This window comes from Enterococcus sp. AZ126 (assembly GCF_051714545.1).
Lineage (GTDB): Bacteria > Bacillota > Bacilli > Lactobacillales > Enterococcaceae > Enterococcus_L.
This window is the reverse complement of sequence record NZ_JBIOSB010000002.1, coordinates 60,049-74,126: the sequence shown is the minus strand read 5'-3', so window position 1 is coordinate 74,126 and position 14,078 is coordinate 60,049. Positions and strand designations below refer to the sequence as shown.

Annotated in this window: 21 protein-coding genes; 4 read left to right on the top strand and 17 right to left on the bottom strand. The window is 34.5% G+C overall.

The window, feature by feature from the left end; all coding sequences use genetic code 11:
• Positions 1-86 precede the first annotated feature (86 nt).
• From IGI43_RS16490 to IGI43_RS16450, 9 genes are all read right to left on the bottom strand, one after another.
• Entirely contained in the window at positions 87-284 is a 198-nt protein-coding gene (locus IGI43_RS16490) for a hypothetical protein (protein WP_438758959.1), read from the bottom strand.
• A 4-nt stretch (positions 285-288) separates the two neighbouring features.
• Complete coding sequence (locus IGI43_RS16485) at positions 289-909, bottom strand: hypothetical protein (protein ID WP_438758958.1); 621 nt, start codon at positions 907-909, stop codon at positions 289-291.
• Complete coding sequence (locus IGI43_RS16480; protein ID WP_438758957.1) at positions 902-1,144, bottom strand: helix-turn-helix transcriptional regulator; 243 nt, start codon at positions 1,142-1,144, stop codon at positions 902-904. The genes IGI43_RS16485 and IGI43_RS16480 overlap by 8 nt, the downstream gene beginning before the upstream one ends.
• Positions 1,145-1,160: 16 nt before the next feature.
• A complete protein-coding gene (locus IGI43_RS16475) occupies positions 1,161-1,352 on the bottom strand; it encodes a hypothetical protein (protein ID WP_438758956.1) in 192 nt (63 codons plus the stop codon).
• An 86-nt stretch (positions 1,353-1,438) separates the two neighbouring features.
• A complete protein-coding gene (locus tag IGI43_RS16470; RefSeq protein WP_438758955.1) occupies positions 1,439-1,657 on the bottom strand; it encodes a hypothetical protein in 219 nt (72 codons plus the stop codon).
• Positions 1,658-1,701: 44 nt separating this feature from the next.
• Complete coding sequence (locus IGI43_RS16465; RefSeq protein ID WP_438758954.1) at positions 1,702-1,974, bottom strand: hypothetical protein; 273 nt, start codon at positions 1,972-1,974, stop codon at positions 1,702-1,704.
• 14 nt (positions 1,975-1,988) lie between these two features.
• The gene (locus IGI43_RS16460; RefSeq protein ID WP_438758953.1) at positions 1,989-2,171 is read right to left on the bottom strand and encodes a hypothetical protein; all 183 of its coding nucleotides are present in this window, start codon (positions 2,169-2,171) and stop codon (positions 1,989-1,991) included.
• 555 nt (positions 2,172-2,726) lie between these two features.
• The gene (locus IGI43_RS16455; RefSeq protein WP_438758952.1) at positions 2,727-3,215 is read right to left on the bottom strand and encodes a hypothetical protein; all 489 of its coding nucleotides are present in this window, start codon (positions 3,213-3,215) and stop codon (positions 2,727-2,729) included.
• A 27-nt stretch (positions 3,216-3,242) separates the two neighbouring features.
• On the bottom strand, positions 3,243-3,404 hold the full coding sequence (locus tag IGI43_RS16450) for a hypothetical protein (RefSeq protein WP_438758951.1): 162 nt from the start codon (positions 3,402-3,404) through the stop codon (positions 3,243-3,245).
• 813 nt (positions 3,405-4,217) lie between these two features.
• Here IGI43_RS16450 and IGI43_RS16445 point away from each other — a divergent pair.
• Positions 4,218-5,132: a helix-turn-helix domain-containing protein gene (locus tag IGI43_RS16445; protein ID WP_438758950.1), complete on the top strand. Its 915-nt coding sequence runs from the start codon at positions 4,218-4,220 to the stop codon at positions 5,130-5,132.
• Between the two features lie 136 nt (positions 5,133-5,268).
• On the opposite strand, the gene IGI43_RS16440 is transcribed toward IGI43_RS16445, so the two are convergent.
• The 3 genes from IGI43_RS16440 to IGI43_RS16430 form a co-directional block, all read right to left on the bottom strand.
• A complete protein-coding gene (locus IGI43_RS16440) occupies positions 5,269-5,739 on the bottom strand; it encodes a hypothetical protein (protein ID WP_438758949.1) in 471 nt (156 codons plus the stop codon).
• A 141-nt stretch (positions 5,740-5,880) separates the two neighbouring features.
• The gene (locus IGI43_RS16435; protein ID WP_438758948.1) at positions 5,881-7,416 is read right to left on the bottom strand and encodes a primase C-terminal domain-containing protein; all 1,536 of its coding nucleotides are present in this window, start codon (positions 7,414-7,416) and stop codon (positions 5,881-5,883) included.
• Positions 7,417-7,765: 349 nt separating this feature from the next.
• Complete coding sequence (locus IGI43_RS16430) at positions 7,766-8,092, bottom strand: XRE family transcriptional regulator (protein ID WP_438758947.1); 327 nt, start codon at positions 8,090-8,092, stop codon at positions 7,766-7,768.
• 374 nt (positions 8,093-8,466) lie between these two features.
• On the opposite strand from IGI43_RS16430, the gene IGI43_RS16425 reads away from it, so the two are divergent.
• Positions 8,467-9,432, top strand: a complete 966-nt coding sequence (locus IGI43_RS16425) for a ParA family protein (protein WP_438758946.1) — start codon at positions 8,467-8,469, stop codon at positions 9,430-9,432.
• Positions 9,432-9,941: a hypothetical protein gene (locus tag IGI43_RS16420; protein ID WP_438758945.1), complete on the top strand. Its 510-nt coding sequence runs from the start codon at positions 9,432-9,434 to the stop codon at positions 9,939-9,941. Before IGI43_RS16425 ends, IGI43_RS16420 begins: the two co-directional genes overlap by 1 nt.
• A gap of 421 nt (positions 9,942-10,362) precedes the next feature.
• Here the strand turns inward: IGI43_RS16420 and IGI43_RS16415 are convergent, their stop codons facing one another.
• The 3 genes from IGI43_RS16415 to IGI43_RS16405 all read right to left on the bottom strand — a co-directional run bounded on the left by IGI43_RS16415 (position 10,363) and on the right by IGI43_RS16405 (position 12,872).
• On the bottom strand, positions 10,363-10,869 hold the full coding sequence (locus IGI43_RS16415; protein WP_438758944.1) for a hypothetical protein: 507 nt from the start codon (positions 10,867-10,869) through the stop codon (positions 10,363-10,365).
• The gene (locus IGI43_RS16410; RefSeq protein ID WP_438758943.1) at positions 10,866-12,182 is read right to left on the bottom strand and encodes a Y-family DNA polymerase; all 1,317 of its coding nucleotides are present in this window, start codon (positions 12,180-12,182) and stop codon (positions 10,866-10,868) included. The genes IGI43_RS16415 and IGI43_RS16410 overlap by 4 nt, the downstream gene beginning before the upstream one ends.
• Positions 12,183-12,308: 126 nt before the next feature.
• On the bottom strand, positions 12,309-12,872 hold the full coding sequence (locus tag IGI43_RS16405; RefSeq protein ID WP_438758942.1) for an SOS response-associated peptidase: 564 nt from the start codon (positions 12,870-12,872) through the stop codon (positions 12,309-12,311).
• 224 nt (positions 12,873-13,096) lie between these two features.
• Between IGI43_RS16405 and IGI43_RS16400 the strand changes: the two genes are divergently transcribed.
• Positions 13,097-13,183, top strand: coding sequence for a type I toxin-antitoxin system Fst family toxin (locus IGI43_RS16400; protein WP_438758978.1), 87 nt, complete (start codon positions 13,097-13,099; stop codon positions 13,181-13,183).
• A gap of 229 nt (positions 13,184-13,412) precedes the next feature.
• On the opposite strand, the gene IGI43_RS16395 is transcribed toward IGI43_RS16400, so the two are convergent.
• Positions 13,413-13,574 carry a hypothetical protein gene (locus tag IGI43_RS16395; protein WP_438758941.1) on the bottom strand — a complete coding sequence of 54 codons (162 nt, stop codon included), beginning with the start codon at positions 13,572-13,574 and terminating at the stop codon, positions 13,413-13,415.
• A 36-nt stretch (positions 13,575-13,610) separates the two neighbouring features.
• The gene (locus IGI43_RS16390) at positions 13,611-14,048 is read right to left on the bottom strand and encodes a helix-turn-helix domain-containing protein (RefSeq protein WP_438758939.1); all 438 of its coding nucleotides are present in this window, start codon (positions 14,046-14,048) and stop codon (positions 13,611-13,613) included.
• Positions 14,049-14,078: the final 30 nt, after the last annotated feature.

Here is a 14,078-nt window from a genome sequence, read left to right as displayed (position 1 = left end):
CAAACACTCTCTTATCGTAATCGCAGCATTCTTCAGGAGCCGTTGCGATTACCCATGCTTTATAGGGTGATTCAAAATAATAATAGTTATAACTCATCTTTTCCTCCTGCTTTCATTTCTATCTTTGTATGCCAATAGGAAGAAACATATCCATCTTCGTCTTCATCGTCATACCAACCGTCTTTTTCCTTTTCATAGTCCTGTTTGGCTTTTTCTAAATCTGTTGTCCAATACGTCCTTGAAAAATCAGAATCTCTATGACATTCAACTCTGTATAGTTTCATTTTCTTAATCCCTTTCTCTATCATTAATGTTCAATTTTACATAAAATGCTTCTTTATCTGAGTGATAAATAATTACCAGTCCTATCATGAAAAGGACAATTCCTACAAAAATAAGTAGTACACCAATGTTATGTGGAACAATCTTTTTATTGTCTGCTTCGCTGAAAATCGTTGGATACTTCGTATAAGATTGTGAAATACTGGTTCCTGTAATTCTTTGGTAGTTCCAATTATTGATTTTATTGGCAAAATCATTGTATTGATTCACAAAAATATTTTGGATCAATTCCCACTTACTGTAATCTTCCTGTATATAGTGAATAGTCCATTTAAAATTGTTAATCCCTTGCCTTTTTGTCATCGTTACCAAAGTCTTACCATCTTTTTGTTTATCGATTTTTATTTTGTAATCCTTTTTGACATTTTTCCCATTAAAATCAATCATATCAACATCAACAATATCTTTTGCTTTAAGGACATGTTCTGGAAAAATTGTTGCGGTATCAATCTCGTTATGTTTTAGTAGCAATTGATTTGTTCCAACATATAATCCCATTAAAAAGACTAATACGAATAACAGTAAAACAATTACTTTTCGTTTCATTTTTACTATGCGCTTATTCATTGAGATCAACTTGTTCTACTTTTTTGAACGTAAATATTTGTTCGATTGGCACTTCAAAAACGTCCGCTATATCATGTGCTAACAACACTGACGGGTTGTAGCGATTCCGCTCTAACTGAATGATTGTTTGTCGTGATACGCCTACTTTATCGGCTAATTCTTGTTGTGTCATTCGCTGCATTGCTCGATAGACATGAATACTCGATTCAAAACTACTTAATTTTTTCTTTGGCATTATTGATCTCTCCTTTTCAATGTGTCTGTATTGATAAACTTTGATTATTTTTTCGACTAAGCTGCATGATCTGTAATTTCCATAACTCATCTAAAGCAATATTTAGTTGATTATCATTAAAATTCTTGATATCCAAATTAATGATTTTTTTACCTTTGTGTTCTTTCAAGTATTGTCGAACATATCGTCTGATTCTGAATTTATTCATTTCATTCAATCCTTCCTATCCAAAAGCTCCTTTTACTTCTCGTGCCTGGTGTAATATTTCAGCAAGCATATCCTTTTTTCATTAAGTTACGACACCAATTTTATTGACAACGTAACAGCCGTACGTGATTCTGCTCTTTTTAACAAGTTGACATCCTCTTCAGCCAAACGATTATGCCAATATTTTTTAGCTTTTTTGGGATCACTTGTAAACAGAGGTTGTCTTTTATCTATTTCCCACTCTTTAAAATAGACTATTTTAAAACTACTCGTAGTTTTATCAAACAACCGAAACTCTATTTTCATATGCTCTCTCCTTAAATAATCACTTGTTTAAGGACAGCTAGATTTTACTCCATTGACCCAAAAGCTAGTATTGAAGCAAAGAAAGTAAGCAGCACGGATAGGCCTATATCTTTATGCAAAAAATCTATGAAACTGAGTTGTCGAATACTTTCTTTTACATTCTCAAACATATAGCCAATAATTGGAAGATTGAGCGTCTGTACAAATGTCATTTTTAGGATTAAAAATACTCCAAAAAGTAACATTGTCTCATAAATAACAAATAAAAATAGAAACTCTATCAATGCCTTTTTCCATTTGTTTTTACTATCATTCATTCTTGGACTCCCTCCTATCCAAAAGCTTCTTTTACTTCTCGTGCCTGGTGCAATACTTCAGCAAGCATATCCTTTTCGTGATATTGACGATTGTTTCCTGCTTTTTTTCGTTCCTTCCGTTTTTTATCCAGTAGAAACGCCAAATCTTCTTCCATTTGATCCGTGAATGTTATAGACTTTCGATTTTTTGAAGTCATGGTGTTCACTCCTTCGGGTGCTGTACCCATTTCACTTGGGTGCAGCACCTAAAAATAATTAGCCTTCTCTTATTTACTAATTTTTGTTTTTTGTTACGCAATAGTGTACTCTCGCAGGGTTTAAGCATCCGTTCACCCCAAACTCTCGGAAACGACATACGAACCTCTCGTACGCCTGAGCAAGTTAATGATCTAAAGACCATTCTCTCCGTGTATTGTGACATTTTTACTGTTGTAGTTCTAACCCCTGTCCCTTAGTAGTCACGCTGATAAACAGGGCGGTCATTGCAAACCGACATATAGGTTTCGTCTTCTTTCGTTCTTCCTCAGTTTTCCATCCTATCGGTTAAAAATAGGCATTGTCTTGCTCCCTCTACCCTAGTTAACTAGAAAACAAACAATAATCTCACATCGTGGCTTGTTCTGGTTAAGCTCTCATCCTAAGTTCATAAGCTTTCGAGTCGGCTCTAAAAAAGTCTAAAATTGTCTGAAACATGTGTTGCTAATTCGTTTGTTTTAAATTAGCAAATAAGAAAAGGCTAATTTTCTCTTTGATTACATTTGTTGGAATTGCTTTTTTTCTTGTCGCAATCGTTTCTTTTCGTCCTCCTCTTTTTTGGCTTGTTTTATTCGTTGCTGCGCTCGCCTTTTTACAACATCTGGGTGGTTCTCTTCACAAAGCAACGGATAAGCAGCTTTAGCTAATTGAGCGCCCTGTAACGTTGCCCCCATTCCCTTACCTGTTTTCTTCAAAGGTAAAAGGCGCTTCTGATTGCTTTCATAATTCCCTGATCTTCGTGCAATTAACACACCTTTTCTTTGTTGTGAATACACACGTTCAATTTGATCGTAAATATCCATAATCTCAACTGGATTTGTTTTCCGTATATGTTTTCGGTCCCCGATAAACAGAAAAGCTTGTTGGAATATCCGATTATCTTGTATCACAAATTCTTCTTTGTGCCGCCCTTTCCCTTTTTGAAAAAGAATCACTCTTTTCCCGTATTTCAACACTTCTTCTGGTGTCATCGTTGTAGTTGGCATAAGCATATCTCCTCTCAAAATTAATTTTTATACTAACCATCTGACTAAAACGACAATTATGACACAAATTGAAACTCCTGTGCCTATTCCAGCTACCACTTCGTTCTTCTCTTCCCTTCCAACTGAATTTAAAACAAATCCCGTTACTGCTAAAAGAAATAAAACAAATGAAATAATAACAGCACTCATCTCTATTCTCCTCTCCCATTCACTTTGACAAGTTAACGAACAAACGAACAACAAAAAAGGGGTGAGACACATTTTACTGTATCTCACCCCTTAAATTGCAACTATCACACCCGTTTTTTATTAAGAATTCGTTTACTTCAAACTAGATCTTACACAAATACGCTTTTATTTAATACACTAGTATTGAACTAGATTTAAATAAACTTCGTGTTGGATTTAGTATTTCCATAGGAATCTGTGTTCCTATGGAAATTTAGGTAAAGAATTGCTATAATAAGACGTTGTGACGTTAGTTGCAACTAGGAGCCTGACAGGTTCATGTGACATATACATGGATCTGCTCACGTTATAATTCCGCTTGACCTTCTAAAAGGACTGCAATCCGATTAGTTGGAAGGGGTTATAACGGGCTCTTTATATTTTGTTGTTCGCTAACTTCTTAAAGTCAGTTTTATCATTTTCTAATTTGTGATTAAACAATATCACAAATTATTATAATACACAAACCTTTTCTTATAATCGTCACTAACCACCACCATGAACTACAAATGTGGTAATAATCGTTAAAAGAAAAATAGCTAAAGTGATTGCTTTTTGCTTCTTCATATTTTACCTCCTAAAAAGTTTTTAAGAAATATTTCTTATACATAGTTTACCACTTTCAACACAGATAGCAACACATATATTTACTAACTTGTATTTTTTACATGGTGGAAATGCTGATAAACCGTTAAAACACTAAATTGTGTTAAAAAATAATACAATTCAACGGCGAATAATTGTAAAAATTACATGAAAAGAGGGATTAAATTAATGTTTTTTTCTAAATCTTTGAAATTTATCAGAGAAAAAAGACACATTCCACAAAATAAAATGCTACTTGCTAAAGATTCATCACAATATTCTCGAATAGAAAACGGTAAAGCTAGTTTGAAAGTCGATACTTTAGTTGAATTAGTTGAAAGACTAGGTCTTAGCATAAATGAATTTGTACAGTTTTCTAGTATTGATACCGAATCTCAAAAATTATCTAAAGAAATTAATTTTTGTATTGATAATCCAGATCTTGAATATCAGAAACAAGAACTTATAAAAAAATACAAGCAGTTTGAAAAGCTACCAAAAAAACAGAAAACTCTGGAAAAAACTGCATATTATTTTGCTATCAAATGTATGTTATCAAGATATTGGAAAGAAATTCCTTCCCCAACAAATGATGAAATTACACAAGTTTTTAATACATTAATAAACAGCGATTTTTATGGCCAATTTGATTACTTACTGGCAGTTAACATGATACCCTACTTTAATAAATTGCAAATTGACACCATTACTACACGTATGTATCCTCTTGAATTTCCGGAAAAAAGAACTGATCAGATAAAAAACTATGCAGACTTGTTAATAGTCAACGCAATTTCACTTAGAACTTACGCTATGGATTATCAAACTGCTTATAATTATGTCCTCCTTGCACAAAAACACACAAAGATTAAAGAGAATTACTATTTACACTTAAATCTCTTATATCACAAAAATAACCTGCTTAGATTTATAGAAAAAGATACAAAATATATAGAAAAAGCTCGGAAAGTCATACAAACTATAGCTGACATCGGCGATAAAAAGACAGCTGACACTTTTCTAGAAGAACTAAATAAGTTAACTGAAGATCCAGCATATTACAACAACACCCAAGACATTCCAACAGTATCAATACACAAATAAACTACCCACACTTAAAAGCACACATGTCCCTAATTCAAACACAACCAATCAGAAAGAGCAATAATTTATTCAACACGTTAAACAAAGAGGGGGCAGTATCCTAGATATAATGTATTGGCAGTGTGCATGTTTTTATTTAGCCAGTGTCCCATAGATTTGTTTGCTCACCAAATAACCCTATTTTCTTCTCTGTTCCTGATGTTTCGACCGTCTTAGTTAGTATCGCTGCTTCTCTGAAAAATGTTCTTATGGCGTTTTTATACGCCTTTTTGACGTGCTGATTTACGACAATTACCGTGCGGATCAGCGCTTTTCTTGTTGCCACAACTAGCCCACCACCTCGGCCAGCCTTAACTTTTACGTAAATCTTGCCTTCAGCTTTAAGTTCATTGATTGCCTTGTCCAATGATCTCTTTGGAATAGGTTTATCCTGGTATTGTACAGCTGCTTGCAATTCACTCTTAGTCAATTCAATTTCTGGTCTGTATCGATGACATTCACTCTCCAGGTATTCTAAAATATCTGCTTTCCATTCATGGACGTGTGATCTCGTTCTTTCTGATCGATCTTTTTTGAACTTACACCCTAAAAAGGTCCAACTACCCAAGAAAGAACAAAGAATTAGAATCCGATAAACACACCCCCAACAATAACAAATAAAAAACTCTACTAAAGCAATAGTTAATTCTGTAAGGACATTGGGAAAGTATCATAGATATAAAGTAATTGGCAATTTGCAGGTTTAATTCTAGCCTGTGTCCAAGTCTCCTAAATCCAGCTGCTGGTATACTTTATCGTTTGTTTTAGGCGCCTTTAACATTTGATTGACTACTTTACCTGCAACAGGAAAAAGACTCAAAATGGCTTCTACGTATGCAGATTGTACTTCCTTTTTCACATTTAAAATTGTTTGAACTAGTGCATTTCTAGTTGCCATTCTAATTCCGCCACCTCTACCTGCTTTTACAGAGTAAAACAGTCTACCCTCTTGTTGCATTTCCTTCAGAACTTTGTCCAGTGAGCGATTAGGAATATTTAATTCTTCTGTTAATTCTTTCTTTGTCGTTACAAAATAAGGTTTATACGTGTAACTTTTATCCTTCAAAAATGCCAATAAGTCTGCTTTCCATTCATGCTTGTGAGAATATTTTCTCTCTGATCGATCTTTTTTGAATTTATACCAGGTACTTGGGTGACTTCTATACCCACTAGTCCCTTTCCTTTTGCCAAACCGAACCTCAGAAGCCTTCTCTGAACTCCAACTTTCAATAAGTAAATCAATCTTTTCTTGTTCTGCTTGGTGGTATTTTCCAGAATAAGCTGACTCAACCGCACGTCTTACTTCAGTATCTTTCAACGCTTTATTGCCTAAATTTGAGTTAAATTGATCCATATCGTTGTAACAATTTTCTTGCGTTTCTCCAGAAGAATAATAAGCCAAAGACATCGTAAAAATAGCACTATTGCGGCCAAGTAAGCCTTTGTCACCCTCGATTTGTGTGTTATTAAGCAATTGATCAACCCAAGCAGCATTCTTTTGTTTACTTTTGTTTGGCACCAAGTATAATTTAGGTTTTTCTAAATCTATTTGGTTGTCAGCAGAGTACTCAAAAGACCAGTCTATTAAGGTTTGCATATCGTAAGTCATTTCTGGATTGTATTGCAGAATATTATCAGATCTTGGAATTCGAGCAATCCCAAAATGGTTGCAGCCCATATCGACTGGCAATTCTTCCGCAAAATATCGTCTTAAGTTATTCGATACATTTTTTGCAATTTTTACTGAGTTGTAGCAATTTGCATTAGAAATAAACCAGGGATTCTCGAGCACATAATATACTTGGTAACCTCCTGGTGTCTCCAAAATCATAGTGGGCAAAAAACCCAAGTCCATGCTGCGGTCCATAATATCTTGTCCGGAGCATGATTGACCAACTTTAACATCAATATCAATCATAAACGTGTTAATCTGTTTCAAGTTCTGATCCTTGTGCCCAGTTACAAAAAGTCTGCGGTTGTCTGTATAGGTTCCATATCTAAACACGTTTGGTGTCCAATGAGTAAATGAGTTTTCATTTTCCCACAGTGCTTCTTCCGAAGTTAACACTACACCACGGGCCACGCCCATTGCCTCTTTCGAGCGGAAACCAAATATAGCACCTTTTTTTCCCTCTGGTTGCTGAACAAATGGGCGCAAGCTGCTATTTTTATATTTGTACTGTCTTAATCCGCCCTTTAAAATGGCAGCATAAATACGATTTAGGTCTTGCTCCAGTATGTTCATTTTGGTTTCCTTTCCAAAAAAAGAGGACACAAAGGTTACCCTTGTGTCCTCAATAATACTGGATTTATCAAATTTACTACGAAAAAACTAGCAAAATAGCCATTTTTGCGCAACAAATAAGCCTAAATCTATTGTATTTTTTGCCAAAATTTGCTATAATAAAATTAATAAAAGTGACCTTGAAAACACTTGAATATTTTATAGAAATTGAGACAAGAGGAACACATAGTTTGGGTATGTGATTTCTAAAAGTTAATTTGACTACCAATCAAATTAATTTTAGGTCTCTTTTTTTTATTTTAAAGTTAGATTAACCTACTTGTGAAATTTTGTAAACTATTATTTTATCTTACAATTCCAACATATCGTCAATTCTGTTTCGGAAATTTTGTAATTCATCTTCACTTTTTACCTCTAGAATTGCAATCCTAGCTTGGTCTAATGCATAGCCATGTTTGGATAAAATGGGTTCATATTTTGCGTAAATCATTTCCTCCAAACGATCTAGTGCCTCATTTCCAAAACTTCTAGTTCCGTTATCAAACTCTCTTACATAACTAGGAGATAGTCCTATTGCTTTCGATAGTTCAACTCTGCTTAGATAATAATTTTTAACTAAAAATTTAAGAACAAAACGATCATATTCATTTCTGTATTGTTTGCTACCTTCCTCCATACCCTTCCTCCTTTTGTTGTTACAAACAACAACAACTATCGTCATTAGATTACCACAAAATTCAAGTACAATCAATTCAAAATATCCAACAACTTTCGTATTACTTTTCAAAATGTATTTACAATAGGCTTTATTTGTATTAATAATGTAATACATTACTATTACTAATACATTTTCAATAGTAATATATTAGTAATAGTTACCTAAATTTATTAAATAATGGGCACTATTAAAATTTATATGTCTTTGTTGTTGTTTTTAACAACGTAATATGTTATTCTGTTTTTGTTAGTAATACAGTTTATTATCAATAGTAATATATTAAATTTACAAAAAATTACTTTAAATTTATTTCAGAGAAAAGAGGTAGTCAAATGGCAGTAGGCATTACGGTAGCAGCGAATAAAGGCGGAGTTGGAAAAACACTTATAACAATTAACATCACTGGTGCGCTTAGAAAGGCCTTTCCAGACGCAAAAATTTTAGTAGTCGATACTGATGCACAAGGGAATACCACTAAATCATTTAGAGTGAAAGTCGGTAACGATCAGAACACTATCTATGATGTCTTTATGGGAACAGCCACGGTAGAAGAAACCATTGTTAGTACATATGACAGTAACATCGATGTCTTACCAGCAAACTCGGATAACAACTATCTGGAATTCGATAAAATGGAAGAATTCAGAGATTCCATCTTAGAATGGTTTGTTTCATTGGTAAAAAAATTTAAAAATAATATTTCTGAATTAATGACAATAGAAGGACTTAAAAATAAAATGACTAATATCATCGATCCCAGCGCAAATTACTTTAATGCACTAGCTGGATCGTTTGATAATGTTCAAGAAAAGTACGATTTTATAATCTATGATACCCCTCCAGAACTAAAACAAGTTACATCCTCTGTATTATCAATTGCAGACGTTGTAATTGTTCCTTATGAGCCAGATTTGAATGGTGTTGATGGGGTAACACACTTGATATCAAGGGTTTTAACACTTAAAGAAAAGTATAATCCGGATCTTCGAATTGGTGGTGTTTTAGCTAACAAAGTTTACAACACAAACCTACATGCTAAAATGATTAATTCTATGATGAAATATACCAATCGAAACAATTATCATTATTTTGATACCGAAATACCTAGATCTATTACTTTTGCTGATAAACTTGTTAGAAATGGACTTCCTATTACTATGAACGATCCAAGTAACAAGTTTGCTCAAAATTTTTATAAACTAATAAATGAAATGAACAGATTGGGTTTGTTAAGTACTAAAGGAAAAACATTGGACATTCCTGTACAATTACACGAAGATAGTGAGGGTGAAGAATAATGGCCAGAAAAAAAAGAGCCACTGGTGATTTTAGTTCTGCTTTTGACGAAGAGTTAGAGAATGTTAAGACCCCTGAGGACGATTTACAAAATGAAACTCTTCCTGATCAAACCAATGAACCCACAAATACTGTAGTAGAAACGATTCCTAAGGACGAGGAACGAGCATCGGATACTACTTCTTCTTCAGATAACTCAAATAAGTTTGGATTGATCAGGCAAAATCAGCAGAATGTCTCCAAAATGATTCCTCGAACGTATAAATTACGCCAAGATACAGTTGATGGTCTAGAAAGTCTTGTTTTCAGAGATAAGAAGCGTAATAAAAAAATACCTGGTACAAAAGGATTTATCTCAGATTTTGTTGACAATGCTATCTGGCAGCATTTTCTCCAATTAGGTCTTATTACTGAAGAAGAAGCAAATAAACATGTTAAGGACTATAGCAAATACCCCATTAACATTGAAAACTTTACTGATTTCATGAATGGTATTGAAGAAGACTTATAATAGTCTTCTTTTTTATTACCAATAGTAATACATTACCAATATATTACTATTGGTAATGTATTGGCATTAAACATAGTACTTCCCTAGTTGGTTCGTTTGCTATCATTTGCCTATGTCCATCTTTGCTTTCACGAATTCTCACACTTTTTTAACTCATGTAAAAAGAAATCATATTTCTATTATAATTATAAAAGCAATGTATTACTAATATATTACTTTTATAAATGTAATATATTGTATTTATATTACCTTGTGCATATATAACTATTTACCTGTTCAAAACTCTTCTTTTAACATGTTCAACATTCAGTTTATTACTGATATATTTACAAAGGTAATATATTAGTAATGTATTACCTTTGTAAATATATCGAATTCATCTACCTCATTGAGAATTCCCCATGATACTTTCTTAGAAAGTTTACTCTATCCATTCATTATCAGTAAAGTATTCACTAAATGCAGCATCTATCTTTTCTTGATCAGAGATTGTAGTGACCGCATACTTATCTTCAAAAGGGGAGGTGTTGACTTCTTCAGAATCAGCTGACCATTTTCTGAAGTCATGTATCTTAATATGTCGTATATCTCCATAATCAATATACTGATCACCAATCAATAATACATCTAGGTCCATAAATCCTCGGAAATTACCCCATATAGACTCCCTAGTACGTCCTAATTGATCTAGACTATTTAACTGTACCTCTAGGATTTTATTATGCTTTATCGATCGTTCCAGGCAGTATTCAATATAGTTGATATCTTGCTGCGGTAAGCGCTCCAGATCACGCTTAGACTCTTTTGACGACTTCTTGATACCTTCTTGCAATTCTCCAATCGCAAAAGCTGTATCCCACTTATAAGCCATCCCTCGATCATGATAATCATTGTAGTCAAAAAATTCTTTTCTTGTTTTTTTACTCATGAACTCACCCCCACGTTGCCACCTGCGTGACCTGCCACAAGCCCTGATCTCGATACTGCCGTTGCACCTTCCAAGAGGGAAGAAGCATGTATCAATGATTTAAACCCATATTTTTTACGAATAGTATCGATCAAAAAATCCAAACGCTGCTCATTTACTTCCTGATCCGGATCTGAAAATAAATCCAGCTGAAGCGTATCCGTTTGAACTAATTTTGAATAAGAAACTCCAACGTGTCGAACGTCCTGACCGTTATATTCGATTCGGAACAATCCAATAATGTACTCTGACAAAACTTTAGTGTTATTAGAGTGGGGGATCTTCATCTGTTTCCGCCATCCAGAACGTCCCTGACTATCAATATAGCCTTTTGAATAGCCCACAGATAAAGATATACATGCAGTTTTTAAATGGCTGCTACGGAGGCGAGAAGCCACTTGATCAGCTATTTCTCGCAGCACTAGCTCCAGCTGGTTTTGTCTTGTATAGTCTCTTGGGAGTACCTGGCTATTACCAATCGATTTATCCATTTTAGCATCTGTCTTTTTTTGTCCTAAAAAGCTACGATCGATTCCCCAGGAATGTGCATACAACTGCAGGCCCATTACCCCAAATTCTCTTTTTAGCCGATAGAGATCAGCTTCAGCAATCTCCTTAATATTCCTAATACCTAACCAATTAAGTCGCTTTACTGTCCGGTGTCCAATACCGCAAAACTCTGTCATTGGGCTGATTCCCCATACTTTATCTTGCACATCCTCATAACGCCATTCAGCGATAAAATCCTTGCTATGCTTTGCTCCATTATCCAGGGCTAACTTGGCCAATAATGGATTAGACCCAATTCCCACAGTGACATAGATTCCTGTTTGTTCTTTTACCATTAGTTGTATTAGCTTTGCAATTTCATAAGCACTATCACATTTAAAAAGTTTTAGTGAGTTGGTCACATCAAGAAATGATTCATCGACACTAAATACAGAATGATCCTCGTCAGCAACAAATGATTTGTATATTTGATTGATCTCAACATTTTTTTGCATGTACAGTGTCATTCTTGGTGGCACAATCAATAAATCCTTATGGTATGGAACTTCATTTGATCTCGTGACATTAGAAATTCCCAATACCTTTTTGGCCAGGGGAGAAGCAGCTAAAACTAGTCCACCTGAATTTTCTGTACCACTCATTACAATTAACATTGTTTTAAGAGGGTGTAAGCCACGTTCTACACATTCGATGCTCGCATAAAATGATTTACAATCGATACAGAGGATATCTCTACTAGGCTCTTTGCTATAGTCAAATTTCATTTACCTCACCTTTTTTAAACCGACATTGTTCTATAATTATACGAACATTTGTTCTTTTTGTCTAGCATGAGATAGCGTGCCACAAGCAAAAAAAACTTATGCATGGGGCATAAGTCTTTTACTACTTTAAGCTGGAGTATTGATTAACATAGGCATTGGCTCCTTTAAATAGCTTTCTGCAAACTTATCATCAAACAGCCATCTATCGATCGTATCTTTTTCTAAAATGACTGGCATACGATTATGTATCTCTGCAATTGATTTATTAGCTGCAGTAGTCAAAATGATACTTCTGTTTCCATCTTCAAATTTCTTATAAAATCCTGCTATATAAAGGAGTTCAGAATCTTTTTTCCTGAAGAGAAATTTTCTTTTCTCCTGGTCCCATTCATAAAATCCAGAAGTGGGAAAGACACAACGAGTACTACTAAATGCTTTAGCAAACATTTTCTTTTCAGTGACTGTCTCTGATCGAGCGTTTATGATCGATTGAGACTTTTTAAATCCATGAAATCCCCAAGCCATCGCTTCAACACCGATATCTTGATCAGACGTTCCGACTAGTAAAGGGACTGTGTTCGTTGGAAATATTTCTCCGGTCTTGATCTCCAGGTTCTTTGCTTCAATTTTCCTGATAATCTCCTCGATCTCTTTAGTGTCTGTTGGATCTAGCAAAAACCTTCCGCACATACGAAACCCTCCTATCTGTAGAATAACTTACCATCATTCTACAAGCAGAAGGTGAGATTTGCTAAAAATCTGATTGGTTATTGCTATCACTTAATCTTGGCCGTTAACTATTTTAGTCAAGTTTACCTTTTTAGTTAAAAATAGGTTTTTGTGGAACAGACTAATTAAGTTATAATAGAGTGTCGCCTATCCGACAGTCCTGCGACTGAAAGGAGGTGCTTTACATGTTCTTGGCATTTTTCTGTCCCCTTCTTGTTGGGCTTTTAGTAGCACTCTTTGAGTATTGGCTAAATACTCAAAACAAGAAGTAAAACATCCTAACGGCGACATTAGCCCACGAAAAACCCCTAAAGAGTCCGACCTCTTTAGGGGTTAGTGCTTTACATGTTCTTTTTCTGTATTCATAGTATAGCACTTTTTTTGCCTTAAAACAATATTACTGCTGATTTTCCGCCTTCTACCGATCCTTTTTGGTATTTCCGAACGAACGTGCAACCAGGTACTTTAATTCTGATAATAATTCCCGAACTATTTTCGTCTTCAGGAATTTTTAGTGTTCGGGTCTATATCTGTTCCTGCATACTTTACACATTGGCTGCATAAATCTTCCTCAACCCAATAACAACCACCAGGACAAGCATTTTCCCAAGTACAACCGCAAATTCTGCATGTATCTTCGTCAAAGAGTTTTTCTTCTTCCATTTTTAACCGCCTTCTTTCTGATCCTTTTTGAGAACATTATTTTCTAGCTTTTTCATAAGTGTAAATACTGTTTCCCTTGATACGTACACATGATTTTTTACTCTTGATATCCAATTCTTCAAAGTTAATAGTTTTGTCCTTTTCTTTAGTTTCCTCAGAAACTTTTTGAGCTATCAAATTTCTTGCTTCTAATTCCGAATCAACCCTTTGCTCAAAATCAACTATCCAGTTTTTCTCATGTCTAACTAACCATAATCCACTGTTGGCTTCTTCCTCTGTCATTCCTGTTAAGTGTTCCATTCCTTCACGAGTAATAATGTAAGTCTTACCAAACTTTCGTATAGTTCCTTCTTTGAACTTTTCAGGATATTTAGATAATTGTTGTCTGACATAGCCTTCATCATAACTCCAACGTTCACTTGCTTCACTCGCTGTCATCAAATCTTCACTACTTAATTCATACTTTTTAGTCATTCATTAATCCACCTTCTTTAGACGAAGAAC